Source organism: Pseudoalteromonas sp. BZB3, assembly GCF_040104455.1.
Classification (GTDB): domain Bacteria; phylum Pseudomonadota; class Gammaproteobacteria; order Enterobacterales; family Alteromonadaceae; genus Pseudoalteromonas.
Map to the genome: position 1 here is coordinate 196,024 of NZ_JBECOS010000001.1, position 20,055 is coordinate 216,078.

Genomic DNA, 20,055 nt, shown 5'->3' on the forward strand with positions numbered 1-20,055 from the left:
CTAAATCCATTATGAGGTGATTCGCTAATAATTAGCTTTCACTTTTAACTACAACCGCTGGTGATCCAATCGCAGTAACATTTTCAGGTAAGTTCTTTACAACAGTACTACCAGCACCAATTAAGGTGTTATCACCAACTGAGATTAATTGAATAACTTGGCTACCGATACCAACCCAACAGCACTCACCAATATTTACATTCCCGGCTAATGCTGTATTTGGGCATATATGTGAATAATTACCAACTACAGTGTCGTGTTCAATTACTGCGGCACTATTAATAATGCAACCTTCACCAATTGTTGCAAAAGCATTAATTACAGCCCCCGCAAACACGACAGTTCCAGCTTCAACATTTGCAAATTTGCTAACTGAAGCACATGGGTGTATCAGTGTTGCTAGAGAAAAGTTATGTCGCCAAAGTGCAACACTCTTTTCTTTTCGTATCTTGTTATTACCTATCGCAACCACAACCTCAAGGTTTTTGTGCTCACGTGATAACAAGTCAGAAAAAGTACCTGCAACTGTCCAGTGCTCAATGCTCTTTTTTAATGGGTAAGCATCATCGTAGAAAGTAACTTCGTAGCCTAACTGCCCTGCTAAATCAGCAACGACTTTGCCATGACCACTGGCCCCCAAAATAGCAAGCCTCTTAGCCATCAATACTTCTTATAATGTCAAATGCTTCCGCATAATTTACCCCCACAGTCGCACCACGAAGCCCGGCTAAATTCCGAATAGCTTCTAAAGAGCGAGTATTGGGAAAATCTTTAAGCTGACTCTCGAAACAACTCATTGCTGCCAATTTTTGCTCAAACTGATACTCGCTAAGTGCGATGTATTTTCTGGGAACAAAAACAGCCTCTGCTGTAGGGTGCCCCCACTCAGTTTCGGATAGAGTCTCATAAGCGTATATGTGCTTTACACACTGTCCTGGTACAGGCCGTGCTGCAACGAGACAAGCATTATATATAACTCCGTGATCAAGATGAAGATCTCCTTTATGAGGGATGAATAAAGTATCAATTTGCTTCTCTCTAATCAGTTTATTTAGAGCGGATGCTATTTTATATTGTGGGTACTGCTCCAGCTGAGGTGCTGGAAAATCATAATAAATCGTATCTGTTACGCCCAACAGATCATGAGAGCGCTTAGCCTCGGCCCTAATATTTTCTATTGACTCTGGACTAAAAAGTTCAGGAGCTCCAACGGCCGCATTTGTCATTACAGCAATATAAACCTTGTCCCCAGCTTCCAAGTGCTTCGCAATGACCCCGCCACATCCAAGTATCTCATCATCCGCATGAGGAGCTACAACCAACACACTTTTCATTCTTTTTCTCCCAACTTTGACGTCAACTTCTGTAATTCCATTTTTAATTTAAAGATTTCCAATTCAACGCGATAACCAAGAAGATGGCCAACTTTAAGTTGCTTAATATATTGATGCTCTGGTGTAATCCAAATTAGCCCGGATCCGGTTTGTATCAATGCTTCATGTTTATTAACTTTTAATACTCGGCCTTGTACACCAGTTATTTTCAACATATTTTCAATTCTTGAAGCGAGTATTTTGACTTTGGTTTCTTCATGGAAAGTAAACGCTCCAGGATGTGGTTCAGAAGCAGCTTTGATTAATCTGTCGATTTTATGTGCTGGTAATGACCATGAAATCATACCATCATCCGGCTTTCTTATTGCGTATTCTGTAGCTAATGCTTCATCTTGCGGCACAGGGCTCCATTCGCCGCGTTTAATCTTAGGCAGCAGGCGATCTAATGCAACCGCCATAGCATCTAACAATTTATCTTCGACAGAAAGCGCTGTATCACCTTCTACTACCTCAAAGCACTCTTGCTCAAAAATAGCTCCTGCATCCGCTTCTTTTTCTAAGACAAAAAATGTCGCTGCACCATCTTGCACCTCGTCCACCAACCAAGCAATGGGCGCGCGACCTCGACCCTTCGGTAACTGAGTAGGATGAAATCCTATTGCACCTGCACTAGCAGACTCTATAATCCGCTCTGATACCAATTGAGAAATTCCTACGACAAATAATACGTCAAACTCTAGACTCTCTATTTCGTCTATATGGTCATTGATTTTTTGAAAAGGCGTGTAGCTTATAGCATTGTCAGAACATAACGCTGAAAAGTTATGATAACCGCTGACCAGTTCAGTATTTTTTGGTTCATAGCCGTAAACCCTTGCAACATCTACATCGTGCTCAATAAGTTTAGACAAAGTAACCGCGCTTGAGTTAACACCACCTATAAAGACAACTCTCATGCTTTTTTACCCCATTTTTCGCCTAAAAAAACCACCAGAATTGTTCTTAAAACAATTTTAACGTCAAGTAACAGAGATTGATTTTCAACATACTCTCTATCTAACTTCCAGCGCTCTTCCCATGAAAGGTAGATATTTCCGTTAACTTGGGCTAAACCTGTCAAGCCAGGCCTTACCCGTAAGCGAGCAAGCCCATCGTCATTAAAATCACTTTGCAAAGAAGGTAAACAGGGTCTAGGACCAACAATAGACATATCTCCCTTTAGAACGTTCAATAGCTGAGGAAGCTCGTCAATCTTTAAACGTCTAGCAAACTTTCCGAAAAATGTGACTTCGGTATTTGAGTTGTCCACTTGCACATCAAATTTTCTAACCGTGTCGGTCATTGTTCTAAATTTGTATACTTGGAATCGTATTCCATCCTTACCGAGCCTTTCTTGAAGAAAAAAGATTGGTCCTTTACTAGTACACTTTATCATGATGACGGATAAGATCAGTAAAGGTGACAATAAAACTAACACGACCCCACAGATCAAGAAATCAAACAACCTTTTCACTACTTCTCCTCCACTACCCAGTTCATCCATTTATCAGCAAGATTGTTGCGATCAAATTCCCTTCTGGCCAACGACAAAGCATTCTGGCCCATTTCAGGTAATTCCGCTTTGTTATCTGCCGCATGTTCCAATGCATCAGCAAACGCGCTTATATCATTGGGGGCTATAGTATATCCGCACTTTTCAGAGGTGATCATATCAGCTAACCAACCCGGATAATTATTCAAAACAGGTAATCCTGCAGAAATATAATCAAAGAATTTGTTAGGTGATGTACCATAATAAAAAGCTGGTACGTTTGCTAAAAGCTGCATGCCAATGTCTGCAGAGCTCATTAAGCCCGCTAATTTAGCTTTGTTTACAGGTGGATGAAAGATAACGTTATCTAAGTTCTCACGTTCAACTCTTTCTTGTAACACTGCTTTTAGCTTTCCTTGACCAACTAAAACAAGCTTAATATCTCTGCGGTTTCGCTTTTTCAACTCTCCAGCAGCATCGATCGCCGCATCTAGGCCATTTGCCACACCATGTGTCCCTGTAAACACTGCCATCAAATCAGTATCGCTGACTCCTTCAGGCCGCCAAGGTTGAACATCAGTAGAGAAAATACCCAAGTCACATCCATTTGGAACAAGTGTAACTTTAGATGCAGGGACCCCTTGTTTCACAATTCCATCAACTATCCCTGGCGATAGTCCAATTGCCCTATTTGCCGAACGGTATGAGCACCACTCAAGTACAGACATCGCCTTCAGTACAACAGGATTTTTAATGACTCCCATTTCTTTAGGTATTTCAGGCCACAAATCTCTCACTTCAAAAACAAATGTTTTTCTACGAAGCCAGCGTGCAAAAATACCGGGAATACCTGCCGTAAGTGGTGTAGTCGTTGCAAATACAACGTCGTATTTGTGGGTTAAGGCAATACCGATACTTTTAAGTGCAAAAGCTAAAAATGTACCCGTTCTCTTAATAAAGCCATCACTATTTGAGTATGCCAGATCAAATTCAACAATATCAATACCGTCAACTTTCCCTTCCCGTCGGCCAGCACGAAATGGACCTACTAAACCTGTTTCGCCCCCCCCATAACTGCCACATACCATGGTGACTTGGTGACCGTACTCGACCAAGCGCTTAGCCATTTCGTACGATCGTATACCTGTTGCACCTTTAGGAGTAGAAAAATGTTGGTGAAAATATAAAACCTTCATATTAATAATGTATTTCCATTGTTATTACACCTGCTTCATGAACTTCAAGCTCTAACACAGGAATGTTTGACTCTTGATAATAATATCGAGATTCTTTTCCGTTAACTAATTCAAATCTTGTAACTTTAACATCGGCGCTAACCTTAATAGTGCACAAATCACTTACTAAATCATTACCATTTTTTTGCCAATCGACAGGCGCTAGCCGAAGTCTCGAGATCGCACGTTTCTTAAATCCAGAGATCGTATCTTTAATGACGAGCTTAGAGTCTTCTAACTCAATACTCCGAGTATGCATGCACTGATGTTCATCTCGATATCCTGCTGACACACTCTGCCGTATTTTTGACACTTGCAACGCTTGTTTATTGATCGTTTTCAACCAATTTCCCAATAAAAACCGGCTTAATCGAGGCATTTGGTCGTGATCATCAAAAGATACCGTTGAGTGACTTTCAGTACCTCCATAATAATCGATAAATGATTGTCCGGCGTTATAACTATACGTGCCACCATCTCTAATAAGGTTGACCCCATCAAGCCAAATATCTACATGTAAAGCATCACACTGACTAGGCCTGAACTTAAAACGAGGGTAATTAAAGAATACTTCCATCCGTTCCGTTGTTAGAAAACAATACCCACCCTCTGTAAAATCAGTTGGCGTTTTTCTCTCGAGTTGTTCATCTGGCAACTCTATGTTCAGCCACTGTAATGGCGCATTAAAAAGCCCATTTCCACGAAAGGCGACGGCATTATTAAAAAGCACATTAGCGAGTTGCACACTAGGTCTAAAGTCACGGTAGTCAGTACTAGTCAGAGGAATGAAGCGGGCACCATCATTAGCGCCAAGATTAGGGGCATCTCCTGAGTTATTGCTAGTAAAGTAGTAAAGCCATAAACTTGCGGCTTGTAGTTTCTCATAGAGCGCAGAGGAAAAACCACAGAGCTTCAACCTTCTTCTCCAGAGCTCTACTAAGCTATAGGTATCGAGCATTACCCGATGATAAGTGACCGAATATTGACTAAAGCTGCCGTCGCGCTCGATAAGGCGCTTGGCTCTATTTTCTAACCACTTAGCACCCTGCCTCTGCCACTTTAATCCACTAGAATCGCCGTTCAGAGCCAGCCATGAACCACCTATGTATAATGCAGCTGCTTCAGATGTTCCATGGTTATTGTCCTGGGCCACAGCATACATGATGGTTGGCGAAATACGCTTTAAGTGTGTACGAACAAAACTTAAAAGCGCAGGCTGTGCTTTATCAGTTTGTTCCAGCAGTAGCGATGCAAGCGCTAAATGCATAACGCGAATAGACGCTTCCTGTCCACATTTCCAATTCACCCCCATAAACGTGGGATTATGTTCGATCCAGTTGTTCAACCAAAGGTTAAGCTGAGCTAACGCACTATCATCACCGCGTTTAGCACTTTGTGCAAGGCTAACTACCCAGTCAAAACGAGACGCTTCCCATACACCTTTTATGTCACCAAGTTCATTATTAAAATCGCCAATACTAAACCAAGGTTTATCTGATGGAGCTATAGAACGAGTAAGGCAACTCTCATGCCAATTAGGTATTCCAGCACTGTCTGAAGCAATACCAAAATAGCAGTGGTTATTAAGCCAATGTGAGTTCTCAGGAAAATTGGGCCGAGGCCTCCCACCGTCAATAAAAAAAATTCCAGACTTCAGTTCACCGGTAATTTTTTTCACTGGGTTAAGGCCCAGTTTAACCCCTAACTGGTACATAACAACACGGGCTAGGTTACTAACACCTAGCGCCAATGCAGTTTTGACTTTTAGAATACTCATGCTTGATTTCGTAATTGCTCTGCAACTTGAATCGTAACTTTAGCAACTTCAAATAACTCTTTATCTGGGATCGGTGAGCTCTTTCCTTGCTTAATAGATTCAATGAAAGCTTCCGAACACGCAGATTGCCCTTTATCCTGCTTCCACAAATTAAGCTTCTTGAAGCCCTTCCAACCAAAACCTTTCAGCTTGATAAAATTATCTAGTTGCAACGTGCCGCCAGCTGCAAACACTTCAACTCGTTCTTTCGGGAAATTTGCAGCACCATTTGCCAAGTAGTGAATTGTACCAAATGAACCATCCGCGAAGCCCAAAATGATCGCCGCTTTATCCTCTGTCACCTCTACTGCATCTGTGTCGCCCATTCTACGGGCCTGTACCGATACTATTTCGCTGCCAGCCAGATAACGCATTAAGTCAATAAAGTGGCATGCTTCACCTATAATTCGACCTCCACCTACATTTGGATCCTGAGTCCAATGATCTGCCGGAATATCACCAGCATTCATGGTCATAATGAAGGATTTCGGTTCTTTTATTGGTGCCAAAAGCTGCTTCATCTTTTGTACTTGAGGAGAAAACCGACGATTAAAGCCAACCATTAGTTTCGGTGCTACATTCGCCTTACACGCTTCATCATAGGCAGCTATTACTTCATTTAATTCTTCTTGTGTAATCGCAAGCGGTTTTTCTACAAAAACATTCTTTCCTGCTCTCAAAGCTTCCTTAACAAAGTATGCATGACTATTATGACGGGTAACAATTGCAACAGTATTATTATCGCCACTTGTGATCATGTTCAAAGTATCTGTTGTCGCCTCAGAAAAGCCCGCTTTTTCACCATGAATGACGCCATTTACGCCACCTGATGTTGCGATACTATGAAATTGAGCTCCTGCTTTTTTAAATGCAGGGATCAGCATACGTGAGGCATAATTTCCAGCCCCAACGAATGCTACAACCGGTTCATCTGCATTATAATTAGCAACAGTACTAAGCTGAACTGTTTTTTCATGCCTACTTTGAGGCGCTGATTCAAATTGGAGTAAGATCCCTAACACGCTTTTGTCCGACGTGAGGAGATCATAGGCATCACTGGCCGCTTCAAATTTGAAACGGTGACTTACTAATGGCATCACATCCAACTGACCACTAGACATCATATCCAGAATCGCTTCGAAGTTGCGCTGCTCAGTCCAGCGGACAAACGCCAATGGATAGTCATTGCCTTTTTCTTCGTAGTCAGGATCATAGCGACCTGGACCATATGAACAAGATACCTGAAAGGTCAGCTCTTTTTCATAAAAGTCTGCACGGCTCAATTCTAACCCAGTCACACCAACAAGAATGATTCGTCCTCTTTTACGACTCATTCGCGCAGCCTGAGTTACGGGATCATTGGACTTTGTCGATGCTGTGATGATAACGCCATCAACACCAACTCCGCGACTAAACGCTAAACCAACAGCAACCGGGTCTTCTCCTTTACCAGGGTTACATACTTCCGCACCAAATTGCTTTGCCAGTGCCAGCTTACTATCATCAAAATCTATCGCCAGTACTCGGCAGCCTTGCGCTTTTAACATCTGAACAGTTAGTAAACCAATCAGGCCTACTCCTGTAACAACAAAACACTCTCCCATTGTTGGCTGTGCTAGCCGAATGCCTTGCAAGCCAATACTTGCGACGACAGTAAAAGCAGCCTCTTCATCGGACACATTGTGAGGAATCTTAGCAACAAGATTCTTAGATACTCTGACTACATCTGCGTGAGGCCCATTAGAAACGACCCGATCACCAGCCTTAAACTGTTCGGCACCATTACCAACAGACTCTACAACACCAACATTACAATATCCAAGCGGCAACGGTTGTGCTAGTTTAGACCTAACAGCTTCAACAGTAGTCATCAACCCATCTGTTTGCACCTTTTCTAAGACCATTTTTACTTTATCTGGCTGCGCCCTAGCCTTGTCAATGAGGTTAGCTTTACCAAAGTCGACTAACATACGCTCAGTACCAGCAGAAATAAGCGTTGTAGTTGTATTGATTAATACATGATTTTTTGTTGCTTGAGGCGAAGGAGCTTCGACAATGGCTGAGCCTCCTTTAGCCATATCTTGAAGGACCTGTTTCAACTATCATTTCTCCTGTTAAGAACTGCCTTAAATTTTCCATTTTTCCCTTTGGGAATATGATCAACGTACTGGAATTCTACTTTCATACTAGTGTCTATATATTTATCTACTGCATTTGAAACTTTTTGCTCAAATGTCAGTTGTTCAAATTTTTGGGATGGTACAGCGCAAACAATCACTTCACCAATCTTTTCTTGAATAACTTGGGCTTCTAGTACTTCAAACGTGTCCTTAAACAAGTAATCAAATCGCATAATTTTTCTGCCATCATGGGTTTCGGCATAATCATCAACCCTCCCTTGAACATCAAAAACAACGCGGCTTTTTCGTCCACATGGACATTGGTACTCTTCTGGTGCAAACGTGGCCATATCACCTGTGTGGTATTTAATAAGTGGGAAATAATGATTCTCAAGAGAAGTACCTATCAAAAAGCCGGTTCTTGAGCCATCTTCATTGACCACAGGTTCATGCAATTCTATATGAGAAAACTCAAAGTCTTCATGATAATTACCATGCTCACATTTAGAAAAGTTACAATTGCCCTCCGTCAGTCCATACTGATCGGTCAAAACGGTATCATTCCCCAACCAAAGTTGAATTGTATCTTTTTGATATTGAAGAACATTTTCAGCACCAAAAAAAATCACTTTGGGCTTACTAGACGACTTTAACTCTAACCCTTGCTCCAAGGCTAGCGAGGCTAACTGGTATATAATACTCGGATAACCACTGAAAAAAACAAACCTTTTACTGTTTATGAATTGAACAATTTCAGCAATGGTATCACGGTTAATCGACTGCATTCCAAGCAAAAATTGTTTCTGAAAATAGTTATAACGCCAAACCTTTTTGCTTCCGCTATTTAAAGGTGCAATTGGTTTGCCTGTAAAATTCAGACTGAGATCACCTTGCTTTATCCCAAATCGACTACGATGCCTGAACCAAATAGCCCACTGAAAGGCTGTCATTTTGAGATCCCTTGGCACACTAAGCGACTTCCCAGTCGTACCACTAGTCTGTAGATAAGTGTGAGGAGTGTTAGGTAAAGAAGCCAAATCCAGTTCTCGAAGATCGTTTTTCGAAAGAACTGGCATTTTACTCAAAATAGTAAATGGATTTTCGTATATATCCGCATCATTGTATTCACGTAGGCTAGGGTAAAGCCCCGAGCCCTTCGCCAAAATTAGTGCACTAGACAATTTTGACTTCTTTAATAAGTCTATTTTATCACTTTCGAAAAATTGACTTTCAAGGAGAAGATTTAGCGAATCATAAAAATGTCCATTAAACCTTTTTTTATTTTCAAGATAACCATATATTGAGCACATCAAGTTCTGAATAGGCCTTGGGGACAATGCATAAAATTTATCAATTACACTCATTATTTATAAACCTCAAAATATCTTCGATACTTGTCAATTTTGGTTCGGCCGGTAAAGAGTCATCATTCGCTAAGCACTTTAATTTATTGATAAAGTCAACTTCAGATTTAAATTTATAAGTTTTAACAAAGCTCGGTCTATCAACGACATCACTTGCTAAAACTTTAACACGATTAATCCCAGCTTCAAGAACTGCTACTGACATACCGTCAGTTGATGTAGGCCTCAAATATATATCAGACTCAGATAACAGCTTTTTAAAGTCTACATTTTGAGAAAGGTAAAGAACATTATCATAACGCTTAAATATCGACTCATAGTCACCAGAAAGGTCCACGACTGTAAGCTTATAATTAAAGTCGATTTCATCTATAACACTAGATATAAAGGTTGCACCATAAACTTCCTCACCAAACAATACGTTTGAGTGATTTATATATAACAATAAATTTGTACATTTATCTGTATCAAGAGACTTTTCTATTAATTCGTTTTGTACAAACCGAGAATTCTCTGAAAAAACAGTTGTATGAAGGAAGTTAACCTTTCCAATGCTATTTAACTGTTCTTGAACAAGGTTATTTAAACATAAAACACCATGACATAATCGCAAAGAACTTTTAACTAAAACGTTATTTAGATCAAATAACCCTCCGTGCTTCACAACAAAGACTTTTTTAAAAAAAAGTCTGCCAACACACACATACAAAAACCGCTTAAGGGAATTAGAGCTATTTACATACAAGATGTTATTAACATTGCGAAACAATAAAGTATCAATCAATTTAAAGAAATCAACAGGTATCATCGCCATATTACACGCCTGAATAAAGTACCTGATATAAACTGTTACTCCACCTACTGGTGGCGGTAAGTTTCCCGTTAGTATAATTTTTTCAAAAGTCATTTTAAAATACGATACTTAACCAAGTTTGATAAGAATATATATTTTCAGAGTCTAAAGCCTTTAAAAAAGAAAGGCATGAAAACACAAAAAACACAGACAAAATTAAAAATCTATCAATTACTTTTTTAGATTTTTCTATACAAAAAGCAATTAGCAGAAAGTTCAAAATTTCAACAAGAGCAACTGCTCTTGAGAACATTATGCTGTTAAATGACAAAAACGAAAATATGAAAAGAAACAACATACATATACGGAAAAAATCGTGAAACTTGTCATTTTCTAAATTAAATCTTTTGTGGAAAAAAAGTATAATACCCGCAAAAAGAAATACTCTAAGGAATAAAAAGCTTGTCATTGCAACGCTTTGTGAGTAATGCTCGTCAGTATCAATATACCCCATCACTCGCCTACCCAAAATTGTCTCACTCACAAAACTGGGAATTAAATCAAATAAAAATAATGCTCCACCTAAGTTGCTTATTACAAGAAAAGTAAAAAGTGACATAAAGTAAAGAGCAACAAGGCTTACTTTAATCCTTCGATAAAAGTACATAACTACGAAGATCACTGAAAAATAGTGAAATGCGACCCCTAGACAAAACAGTAAAAACGATTTATACCTATCACCTTTAACAAGACTAGATATTGAAAGCATAATGAAAGTAATTGAAAGTGCATATCGAATTTGAACAAACTCGAATGTCATACCAAGGAATAGTAAGTATATCGAGAAAGAAAGTACAGGTAAGGGGGACTCTTTAAAAAAGAAATGTGACTTCAATGAAATGGATATCACACTCAATATAAACATGTAAAAGTAATCCGCCGTACCCAGGCTTTTTACAAATGAAGAAAAAAATAAAAAGCCCAACTCACCGTGAATATCTTTAACCGCCGAGAGACTGAATGAACTTAGCGTTGGTATATATTCATATATCATTAAATATCCAGCGTAGTCTGCACCACTATGCCACCTAAGTCCAAAAAATGATATAGAAACTAGCGTTACCAATATGAGCAACAGAAACTGAAAAGATCTATTTAATGTAACACTAGAAAAAAAAGTTACTAACAAACTAGTTAAGTATAAGGAGTACATTCTAACTTTGCTCTATATCAAAAAATTTTAACCACTTCGAAGTGATTACAGAAATAGAATACTCCTTAGACATTTTAATCGAAACGTTCCTCATAGAAGCTAGGGCTTCTGGTTTACTTATTAAATTATTTACAGTATCAGAAAAGCCAATTATATCGCCATTTTTGACAAGTAACCCATTTGAATTATTTTCAATCATTTCTGCAGGCCCAGTAGGGCAATCAAATGAGATAACTGGTACACCGAAATTATTAGCCTCATTAATAACCATAGGAAGCCCCTCAAATTTTGAGGTCATCAAAAGCAACGTTGCTGATTGGTAGTATTTTGAAATATCTTTTACTTTCCCTACAAGCTCAACTCTAGAACCTAAAGATAAATCATCTATTTTTTTCTGTAATGCTTGCTTATCAGGCCCATCTCCTAAAATTTTCAAAATAAAATTGGGATTGATATCACTCATAGCCTCTATTAGTCTGTCAAAGGATTTTTGCTCACACAACCTTCCTACAGCAAGCAATAGGTTTTCCTGCTTATCAATATTAGGTGACTCACACTCTATACCTAATGGATTTGGCATAACAACAATCTTATTATCAGCCACAATCTTTTTTTCTAAATATGTTACTCGATCTCTTTCGGTCAAAACAAACACATGAGATGCTTTTTTATACAGAACGGTTCTACATAAGCGCTTAAAAGTAGAGGAAAGAGCGTAGTAATTATTATGCTCACATACAATTATCTTCTTTCTTGAAAAAATAAGATTAAATAAAAACCGAATACTAATTTCCGTTGTCGAAAGAACTATTATGTCTGGCGCCTGCTGTTTTAAAACTGAATGTATTTTAAAGAACCTAGAAAACTGCTCTTTTACAACACTTAAAATGCTGGAATTATTAAAAGAGAAATCAATAGACAATCTTTTAACTTTATCCGAGAGCTTATAAAAATCACTATCAGCAACATTACTTGTAACCAAAGTAACGTCTAAATCGGCGTGCTCTGCCCAGTAAGAGCAAAGGTTTGTTGCAACTCGTTCAGCACCGCCTGCCTGTAAACTACCTATAACAAAAAGTATTTTTTTCATAAATTTAAACTACATTAATAGTTTTTAGATAATTTTCTCTTATTAATGAATTTATCAATAAGTAGAGAACGTATTAATTTCAATTGCAATTTCACGAACTGCTTAAATGTATAACCGCCATATACATCCGAATTTAAGTTGACACTATTGAAAACACCCATAAAATTATCAATTGAGAAATCATAACTTCTTTTATACTCTTCCTCTCTGATTAAGTTATATCTATCTTGAGGCATCTCCATCAGTTCCAAAATGTATGATTCAAATGTGCGCTTAGAATAATGCAAACCTAATTCGTGATAGTTTTCTTCAGATGTGTTACTCAAAAACCCATATGTTTCTGGGTCGCAGTTAGATTCAATGCCAATTATACATATACATGAACGTCCAGCTGCATACGTCAATGATGTTCCACTACCAACAAACACATCAGCTTTATCAATATGCTCATCTAACTCTGAATAGTTAATATGTTTGATAAAACAAACATAATCTCCCAAATTATTTTCTGCTACATATTGTTTTAAGCCATCCAAATTTGGTCCATCACCTATTATTGTATAATTGAAATATATGCCTTTTCTAGACAGTTCAAGCATCACCTCAAGTATATGCTTGTTATATGTCTTAAAAGGAACTAATCGACCAATAGAAAGAACACTCAACAAATTGTTTTTTTCTTTATATAAGACAGAGTTATTTCTTGGCACGCCCAATGCTGCTTCTATTAACCCATGATTTAACCCATCAAACAGTGCCATTACATTTTTAGCTGTAACTTTACTGGTAGCAATTATTGAATGTTGATTTAAGCAATTAACTGAGTTTAAAATCTCATTATAAAACGATGAATCTTCAGGTAAAGACTTTGCTTCATTTGCGTGATAGAAGCCTAGGGTTAACCTAATTGGCTTAACAAGATTTAGACACAGTAGTGAAGAAATATAATAATAAGTAAAAAGATTTAAGACATGACATGAAGTAACCCCTTGCATCAAGTTAAGGAGCTTACTATGATCATACTTACAAAATGGTAAAAATATCCCCCCCACTTTTTCTATTTTTTTATTTATATTGCTTTTAGAAAAAAGCTCATCAACAAAAAAAACTTCTGCATTATTCCTTAATTCACAGAGCAAGTTTTCATCAAAGCATCGGGTAAGCAACAATACTTTGCAATTGAAACCTAGACTATTATTATATTTGCACATCTCTAGAATTTGAGTCTGAATCCCACCAACATTAAAGTCTGTATAAACAAATAAAACATTAGACCTTTCTTGCATAAAACACCCTGTAAAACATAAAGTAATTACATGTTAATTTTACTAGCATTATCAACGGGAAAATCCAGACAACATATTCAGCATCAAATAGCAAAGTAAAAATACAAAAAGCAAATAAATATAACAATTCAAGAATCGTCATAGTGAACTTGTTAGCCTTAGCGACAAGTGCAAAACCTATTGAATATACCAATGAACCTAAAATCATATTAACAAGTAAAGGTTCGAAAAACTTTGTTGCCGGTAATTGTTCAACACTGAAAAGCAGTAAGACAATGTCTTTAGAAAAAAACAAAATAATAAAGGCTATCAAGGTAAAGAATAATGCACTATACAGGCTTGTACTAAAAACAGTCCGGCAGAGTAGTTTCACATCATTTGTAGTTGAAAGTTTTCTAAAATAATAGTTAGAATAGTAAGCAAGAGAAAAGCCAAGTAACAGCTCAAAAATTCTTTGTGCAGTATAAAAATACCCAACAGTTTCTAAATCATAAGATTCAGAAATTGTAAATCTTGCTATCGACGAATATATGTAAAAGGATGATGTTGAAACAACCCCATAGCACAAATAACCAAGAATATTTTTTTTATCATGAGAAAAATCAAAAATACATTTAAAGTTAATATTAAATGAGATATTTTTTAGATAATCATAAATTGACAATAAGCCTAAAAAGCCTGGTCGAAGTAAAAGAAATAAGAATGTAAGTACGAAAGCTTCAAAATACATCGTCAATACTAAAACAAGACTACATAAAAAAGCATTACCTACATTAAAAAATATAAAGTTTTTACGTACACCACTATTAACAACTTTAGCCTGTTTATATACAAAAGCTTGATACAAGAACGGTATTAACAATATAAACAACGGCGATATATAACTTTCAACATCAATTAAAAAATAATTTTTTATGCTTCCAATTTTAATAAGAAAATAAAGAAGAGCGGAAATAATAGTTGCTAAGATGAAATATACTTTAAGGGCAGACTCTTTTTTTACCTCAGTAGACATAATGCTATTTTGTAGCCCCGGTGTGCAAAATGAGCTTATCAAAGAAGACATAAGCACAAACTGACCATAAATAGCATAATCATTGAGTGATAGCGTTGTAGCAGCAACCTTATTTGTAATTAATGTAAGCAGCAAAATAAATAGCTGTGCTGTTACTGCTGTAATAGCATATGACATCCTGCAACCTTGACTTTATTTTAAGAAAAATGAAATTATTGATTGGCAGATGCTGTTTACTTCTGTTTTTTCTAAACTAAAGTACATTGGTAAGCGCACAATTCGTTCGCTTTCAATTGTAGTATAAGTATCATCATCCATTAACCCAAAATCGATACCAGCTGATGAGGAGTGTAATGGAACATAATGAAACGCAGTTTGTACCTGTTGCTCTTTCATATAAGATATGAAGGCTTGCCTCTCAGCAAGATCTTGACACTTAATATAAAACATGTGCGCATTATGCTTGCAATCTTCAGGTACTTTTGGAAGTTCCAATAACCCTTTACTTTCTAGAGCCTTTAGGCCCTCATAATATGTTAACCACAAGGTTAAACGGTGAGTATTAATTTGTTCAGCGCCTTCAAGCTGTCCCCATAAATAAGCAGCCTGAATTTCCGAAGGAAGAAAACTACTACCTAAATCCACCCAAGAATACTTATCAACCATCCCTCTAAAGAATAAAGACCGATCTGTGCCTTTTTCTCTAACAATTTCTGCACGTTTTGCAAACTTTTCATCATTAACAAGCAACAAACCACCTTCACCGCCGGAAGTATAGTTTTTAGTCGCATGAAAACTATAACACCCAATATGGCCGATAGTTCCCAGAGCTTTACCTTTATAGGTTGACATAACCCCTTGAGCGGCATCCTCAACTACATATAAATCATGTTTGGCAGCAATCTGCATAATTGTGTCCATTTCACATGCCACACCAGCATAGTGAACGGGTACAATTGCTTTTGTTTTCTCTGTGATCAATGATTCAATTTTTGTTTCATCGATATTCATAGTATCTGGACGTATATCAGCAAACACTATTTTTGCTCCTCTCAGAACAAACGCGTTTGAGGTCGATACAAATGTATAAGATGGCATAATAACTTCATCGTCAGGTTTAATATCGAGCAAAATCGCTGCCATCTCTAATGCTGCAGTACAAGAAGGCGTAAGTAATGCCAAACGTGTATCAAAATGCTCCTCAAACCAGGTTTGACAACTTTTTGAGAATGGCCCATCACCACACAATTTATCTTTGGAGATAGCGTCTTGAATATAGTTAATTTCAGTTCCTAAAACTGGAGGTCTATTAAAAGGGATCATTTAAACTAGTTTTCCTACTTATAAAACCAAATGCTACTTTCGCTCAACAAGTAGTCATTTTTTATATATAAATTCGCAGCGGATATATTACTTAATTGCGTCGCAACTTGAATTTCATCACAGTTATTTTCTAGTGCAAAGTTGTTTGCTCTATCAAGCAGAGCAGCAGCAATGCCTTGCCCTCGATAGTTTTCACTTACTGCAATTAAACCAATCACCAATTTATTCTTTATTTTTCTTAATGTAATAAACCCTGTAACAGCTTCTTCTGCTTTATAAATGATGCAAATATCATCAAAAGTTCCTAATACAGCTTTTTTAGCCCATTCTGCATAAAATTGATTTCTATGTTCTTCAGAAAACCAAGGCTTTTTAAATCGAGAGTGTTGATAACTTTCCATTGCAAGATTTGCAACCTCATCAATTTCATTTTCAGTTGCAATAGCCAAATTATTATCTATTTGAGGAACGTACTTAACGGATACTGTTTTCCTAAAGAGTAACTCACCTTCAACAGGCACAAAATTGTATTCATGAAGTTTGGATACAATATCAAAGTCTGAAGTCATAACTTTAAATGTCACTAAATCAAACTTTTTCAGCTGTTCTGCTGTTAGCGTCTCAAAATTTTCAATTGTCGCAATATCTATACCAAAAAAAGTACTATCCCAATCAAGCCTTTTTAGTGCCATTGCTATTTACCTACTATACTTAATAGGTATTTACCATAGCCACTTTTAACCAGTGGTTTTGCAAAGTTGATGACTTGCTCCCTGCTTAGCCACCCTTGTCGGTACCCAATTTCTTCAAGGCAGGCTATTTTATAACCTTGTCGATGCTCGATAGTTTGTACAAATTGAGCAGCCTCTAAAAGGGAGTCATTAGTACCTGTATCAAGCCACGCAAACCCCCTGCCTAACAGCTCCACGTTTAGCATGTTTTTGTCTAAATAAGCTTGATTCACTGAAGTTATCTCTAGCTCGCCACGCTCTGAAGGTTCAACTGACTTTGCAATATCAACTACTTGGTTGTCGTAAAAATATAACCCAGTCACTGCTAAGTTTGATTTTGGTTGATTGGGTTTTTCTTCTATTGATTTAGCTTTTCTATTTTCATCAAACTCCACAACACCAAAGCGCTCGGGATCTTTAACTTCATACCCAAATACAGTAGCGCCCCGACCCTGTTTTGCATTTTCAACGGCTTGTTTTAGCTTCGGAGAGAAGCCATGACCATAAAAAACATTGTCCCCTAAAACAAGACAAACATCACTACTACCAATAAACTCTTCACCTAAAATAAAGGCTTGGGCTAGGCCATCTGGACTCGGTTGAACAGCATAAGCTAGTTCAATACCAAATTGAGAGCCGTCACCTAAAAGGCGCTTAAACGCAGCATTATCATCAGGAGTTGTTATTATTAATACCTCACGGATACCCGCTAGCATGAGTACTGATAATGGGTAATAGATCATCGGTTTATCATAAATAGGAAGTAGTTGTTTACTAGTTCCCATTGTTATTGGGTACAGTCTAGTGCCTGAACCACCGGCTAAAATAATGCCTTTCATTTTAATCTCACTATAACCTAATTTAATGTACCCAATCTTTCACGCTGATAATTGCCACTTTGAACATTTTCACACCAAATGCGATTCTCTAAATACCATTGAACCGTCTTTTTTAAACCTGACTCAAAGGTTTCTTGTGGTACCCAATTCAGCTCTTTCTCAATTTTTCTAGCATCAATGGCATATCTTCTATCATGTCCAGGCCTATCTTCCACGAACGTTATTTGCTCGACATATCTATTTTCTTTAGGCACTAACTCATCTAGAATTTCACATATTGTTTGCACAACTTGAATATTTTGTTTCTCGTTATGTCCGCCAATATTATAGGTTTCTCCAATCGCTCCTTCAGTTACTACTTTGTAAAGCGCACGAGCATGATCTTCAACGTATAACCAATCGCGAATTTGGTCACCTTGACCATAAATCGGTAAGTCTTTACCATCTAGAGCATTTAATATAACTAAAGGTATTAATTTTTCAGGAAAGTGATAAGGGCCATAGTTATTCGAACAATTTGTAATAATTGTTGGAAGTCCATAGGTTCTTCTCCATGCCCTTACAAGGTGATCACTAGATGCTTTACTTGCAGAATATGGACTGCTTGGATCATATGCCGTAGTTTCAGTGAACATTGGTAAAGTACCCTCAACGTCACTTGGGTGTGGTAAGTCCCCATATACTTCATCAGTTGATATATGATGGAATCTAAACTCTGCCTTTTTTCCAGCTTCTAGACGCAGCCAATAGTTTCTAGATACTTCTAATAGAGTGTAGGTGCCTACAATATTTGTTTGAATAAACTCAGCAGGCCCCGTTATCGAACGATCTACATGGCTTTCTGCCGCCAAATGCATAACTGCATCTGGTTTATATTGATTAAATACTCTTTCTAGTTCTGTTCGATCACAGATATCTACTTGTTCAAAGGTATAGCGATTATTCTTTTCAATATCTTTTACTGAATCTAAGTTTCCAGCATAAGTTAGTTTATCAAGATTAATAACTTCATCGTTTGTGTTGTTAATAATGTTACGAATAACCGCAGATCCAATAAAACCTGCACCGCCTGTAACAAGTATTTTCATTTACCAAATTCCTTTTGTATCTATCACTATACCTTTAGGTACATCTGACTCTTGAAACTCTTTGTGCTCAACAAGTAAAACATGAATATCTGCAGCTTCTTTTGCTGATGAAAAGCTAGTAAATTCAACAGAATTTAAAGCGTCAAATGACTCTATATTTGGTTCGACAGCCAACACTTTACCTGAGTGTAAACTTGCAATTTCATTCGTAATATTTAGTGCGGGGCTTTCTCTCAAATCATCTATATTTGCTTTAAATGAAAGACCATAACATGCAATTGTTACATCTTTTGCTGTTTTAACTGGATATTTAAGTAAAAAGTCTGCAACGGCTAACTTTACTTTGTTTATTACCCACTCAGGTTTATTATCGTTAACTATTCTAGCTGTATGTATTAACTGAGATAACTCAGGTGTTTTGCTCACAATAAACCAGGGGTCTACAGCGATACAATGGCCACCGACACCAGGGCCAGGCTGTAAAATATTTATTCGAGGGTGGCGATTTGCCAGAGAAATTAGCTCCCAAACATCAATATTTAGTTTGTCACAAATTACTGACAGTTCGTTGGCAAATGCAATTTGTACATCTCGGCAAGAGTTCTCAGTCAGTTTAGCCATTTCTGCAGTTCTGGCATTAGTTGTCACACATTCGCCTTTAACAAACGACTTATAAAGCTCTATTGAAGCATCAGAACATTTTCGAGTCATACCACCAATTACGCGGTCATTTTCTACCAACTCACGTACCACGTGTCCTGGTAGAACTCGTTCTGGGCAATGCGCAATGCGAATATCTGAATTTTCACCACTTTGCTGCGGGAAAGTTAAGTCAGTTCTAGCCTCTGCCAACCATTCAGACATCTGCTCTGTAGCACCAACAGGAGAGGTTGATTCCAAAATTACTAAATCACCTTTTTTTAATACTGGAGCAATAGCCTTACTAGCTGATTCGATATAAGTTAAATCTGGTTCAGGTAATTCTGAATCATTATTCTTGAATGGTGTTGGTACAGCAATAAGAAATGCATCTGCTGGTTCCGGTGTAGTTGTCGCTTTCAAATAACCTTCGGTAACTGCAGCATGTACTATGATATCAAGTTCCGGTTCCACGATATGAATTTCACCGCGATTTATTGTATCAACGGCATGTTTGTTCACATCGACACCAATTACTTTTTTCTTACGCGAAGCAAACATCGCGGCTGTGGGCAAACCAATGTAACCTAACCCAATTACTGAAATAGTTTCAAAAGACATGGTAAACCTTTTTATAA

18 protein-coding genes are annotated in these 20,055 nt (G+C 37.6%); all 18 read right to left on the reverse strand.

Annotation, left to right across the window (positions count from 1 at the left end; genetic code table 11):
* Positions 1–31 precede the first annotated feature (31 nt).
* Genes ABMY35_RS00825 through wecC form a run of 18 tightly spaced genes read right to left on the reverse strand, consistent with a single transcriptional unit; the run spans position 32 to position 20,038 of the window.
* Positions 32–661 (reverse strand): acetyltransferase, encoded by a 630-nt coding sequence (locus ABMY35_RS00825; RefSeq protein ID WP_349284615.1) that lies wholly within the window; start codon positions 659–661, stop codon positions 32–34.
* On the reverse strand, positions 654–1,334 hold the full coding sequence (locus tag ABMY35_RS00830; protein WP_349284616.1) for a PIG-L deacetylase family protein: 681 nt from the start codon (positions 1,332–1,334) through the stop codon (positions 654–656). Before ABMY35_RS00830 ends, ABMY35_RS00825 begins: the two co-directional genes overlap by 8 nt.
* On the reverse strand, positions 1,331–2,290 hold the full coding sequence (locus ABMY35_RS00835) for a formyltransferase family protein (protein WP_349284617.1): 960 nt from the start codon (positions 2,288–2,290) through the stop codon (positions 1,331–1,333). Before ABMY35_RS00835 ends, ABMY35_RS00830 begins: the two co-directional genes overlap by 4 nt.
* Positions 2,287–2,877, reverse strand: a complete 591-nt coding sequence (locus ABMY35_RS00840) for a sugar transferase (protein WP_349284618.1) — start codon at positions 2,875–2,877, stop codon at positions 2,287–2,289. Before ABMY35_RS00840 ends, ABMY35_RS00835 begins: the two co-directional genes overlap by 4 nt.
* Positions 2,847–4,061, reverse strand: a complete 1,215-nt coding sequence (locus ABMY35_RS00845; protein WP_349284619.1) for a glycosyltransferase family 4 protein — start codon at positions 4,059–4,061, stop codon at positions 2,847–2,849. Before ABMY35_RS00845 ends, ABMY35_RS00840 begins: the two co-directional genes overlap by 31 nt.
* Before the next feature lies 1 nt (position 4,062).
* Positions 4,063–5,877, reverse strand: a complete 1,815-nt coding sequence (locus ABMY35_RS00850; protein WP_349284620.1) for a heparinase II/III-family protein — start codon at positions 5,875–5,877, stop codon at positions 4,063–4,065.
* Positions 5,874–8,015, reverse strand: a complete 2,142-nt coding sequence (locus ABMY35_RS00855) for a bi-domain-containing oxidoreductase (protein ID WP_349284621.1) — start codon at positions 8,013–8,015, stop codon at positions 5,874–5,876. The genes ABMY35_RS00850 and ABMY35_RS00855 overlap by 4 nt, the downstream gene beginning before the upstream one ends.
* The gene (locus ABMY35_RS00860) at positions 8,012–9,400 is read right to left on the reverse strand and encodes a hypothetical protein (protein WP_349284622.1); all 1,389 of its coding nucleotides are present in this window, start codon (positions 9,398–9,400) and stop codon (positions 8,012–8,014) included. The genes ABMY35_RS00855 and ABMY35_RS00860 overlap by 4 nt, the downstream gene beginning before the upstream one ends.
* Positions 9,387–10,307: a hypothetical protein gene (locus ABMY35_RS00865; RefSeq protein ID WP_349284623.1), complete on the reverse strand. Its 921-nt coding sequence runs from the start codon at positions 10,305–10,307 to the stop codon at positions 9,387–9,389. The genes ABMY35_RS00860 and ABMY35_RS00865 overlap by 14 nt, the downstream gene beginning before the upstream one ends.
* Before the next feature lies 1 nt (position 10,308).
* Positions 10,309–11,406 carry an EpsG family protein gene (locus ABMY35_RS00870; RefSeq protein WP_349284624.1) on the reverse strand — a complete coding sequence of 366 codons (1,098 nt, stop codon included), beginning with the start codon at positions 11,404–11,406 and terminating at the stop codon, positions 10,309–10,311.
* 1 nt (position 11,407) lies between these two features.
* Positions 11,408–12,496: a glycosyltransferase family 4 protein gene (locus ABMY35_RS00875; RefSeq protein ID WP_349284625.1), complete on the reverse strand. Its 1,089-nt coding sequence runs from the start codon at positions 12,494–12,496 to the stop codon at positions 11,408–11,410.
* A 14-nt stretch (positions 12,497–12,510) separates the two neighbouring features.
* A complete protein-coding gene (locus ABMY35_RS00880) occupies positions 12,511–13,782 on the reverse strand; it encodes a glycosyltransferase (RefSeq protein ID WP_349284626.1) in 1,272 nt (423 codons plus the stop codon).
* Positions 13,766–14,974, reverse strand: coding sequence for a hypothetical protein (locus ABMY35_RS00885; protein WP_349284627.1), 1,209 nt, complete (start codon positions 14,972–14,974; stop codon positions 13,766–13,768). Before ABMY35_RS00885 ends, ABMY35_RS00880 begins: the two co-directional genes overlap by 17 nt.
* Before the next feature lie 15 nt (positions 14,975–14,989).
* A complete protein-coding gene (gene rffA, locus ABMY35_RS00890) occupies positions 14,990–16,120 on the reverse strand; it encodes a dTDP-4-amino-4,6-dideoxygalactose transaminase (RefSeq protein WP_349284628.1) in 1,131 nt (376 codons plus the stop codon).
* Positions 16,121–16,134: 14 nt separating this feature from the next.
* A complete protein-coding gene (locus ABMY35_RS00895; RefSeq protein ID WP_349284629.1) occupies positions 16,135–16,812 on the reverse strand; it encodes a GNAT family N-acetyltransferase in 678 nt (225 codons plus the stop codon).
* A 2-nt stretch (positions 16,813–16,814) separates the two neighbouring features.
* Entirely contained in the window at positions 16,815–17,690 is an 876-nt protein-coding gene (rfbA, locus tag ABMY35_RS00900; RefSeq protein ID WP_349284630.1) for a glucose-1-phosphate thymidylyltransferase RfbA, read from the reverse strand.
* Between the two features lie 17 nt (positions 17,691–17,707).
* The gene (gene rfbB / locus ABMY35_RS00905; protein WP_349284631.1) at positions 17,708–18,778 is read right to left on the reverse strand and encodes a dTDP-glucose 4,6-dehydratase; all 1,071 of its coding nucleotides are present in this window, start codon (positions 18,776–18,778) and stop codon (positions 17,708–17,710) included.
* Entirely contained in the window at positions 18,779–20,038 is a 1,260-nt protein-coding gene (wecC, locus tag ABMY35_RS00910; RefSeq protein ID WP_349284632.1) for a UDP-N-acetyl-D-mannosamine dehydrogenase, read from the reverse strand.
* Positions 20,039–20,055: the final 17 nt, after the last annotated feature.

Bases quoted from the DNA above. Each gene is read 5' to 3' on its own strand.
- ABMY35_RS00875 (WP_349284625.1), bottom strand. From the start codon at position 12,496: ATGAAAAAAATACTTTTTGTTATAGGTAGTTTACAGGCAGGCGGTGCT.
- rfbA (WP_349284630.1), bottom strand. From the start codon at position 17,690: ATGAAAGGCATTATTTTAGCCGGTGGTTCAGGCACTAGACTGTACCCA.
- ABMY35_RS00825 (WP_349284615.1), bottom strand. From the start codon at position 661: ATGGCTAAGAGGCTTGCTATTTTGGGGGCCAGTGGTCATGGCAAAGTC.
- ABMY35_RS00885 (WP_349284627.1), bottom strand. From the start codon at position 14,974: ATGTCATATGCTATTACAGCAGTAACAGCACAGCTATTTATTTTGCTG.
- wecC (WP_349284632.1), bottom strand. From the start codon at position 20,038: ATGTCTTTTGAAACTATTTCAGTAATTGGGTTAGGTTACATTGGTTTG.
- ABMY35_RS00880 (WP_349284626.1), bottom strand. From the start codon at position 13,782: ATGCAAGAAAGGTCTAATGTTTTATTTGTTTATACAGACTTTAATGTT.
- ABMY35_RS00840 (WP_349284618.1), bottom strand. From the start codon at position 2,877: ATGGATGAACTGGGTAGTGGAGGAGAAGTAGTGAAAAGGTTGTTTGAT.
- ABMY35_RS00870 (WP_349284624.1), bottom strand. From the start codon at position 11,406: ATGTACTCCTTATACTTAACTAGTTTGTTAGTAACTTTTTTTTCTAGT.
- ABMY35_RS00860 (WP_349284622.1), bottom strand. From the start codon at position 9,400: ATGAGTGTAATTGATAAATTTTATGCATTGTCCCCAAGGCCTATTCAG.
- ABMY35_RS00845 (WP_349284619.1), bottom strand. From the start codon at position 4,061: ATGAAGGTTTTATATTTTCACCAACATTTTTCTACTCCTAAAGGTGCA.
- rffA (WP_349284628.1), bottom strand. From the start codon at position 16,120: ATGATCCCTTTTAATAGACCTCCAGTTTTAGGAACTGAAATTAACTAT.
- ABMY35_RS00830 (WP_349284616.1), bottom strand. From the start codon at position 1,334: ATGAAAAGTGTGTTGGTTGTAGCTCCTCATGCGGATGATGAGATACTT.
- rfbB (WP_349284631.1), bottom strand. From the start codon at position 18,778: ATGAAAATACTTGTTACAGGCGGTGCAGGTTTTATTGGATCTGCGGTT.
- ABMY35_RS00850 (WP_349284620.1), bottom strand. From the start codon at position 5,877: ATGAGTATTCTAAAAGTCAAAACTGCATTGGCGCTAGGTGTTAGTAAC.
- ABMY35_RS00835 (WP_349284617.1), bottom strand. From the start codon at position 2,290: ATGAGAGTTGTCTTTATAGGTGGTGTTAACTCAAGCGCGGTTACTTTG.
- ABMY35_RS00865 (WP_349284623.1), bottom strand. From the start codon at position 10,307: ATGACTTTTGAAAAAATTATACTAACGGGAAACTTACCGCCACCAGTA.
- ABMY35_RS00895 (WP_349284629.1), bottom strand. From the start codon at position 16,812: ATGGCACTAAAAAGGCTTGATTGGGATAGTACTTTTTTTGGTATAGAT.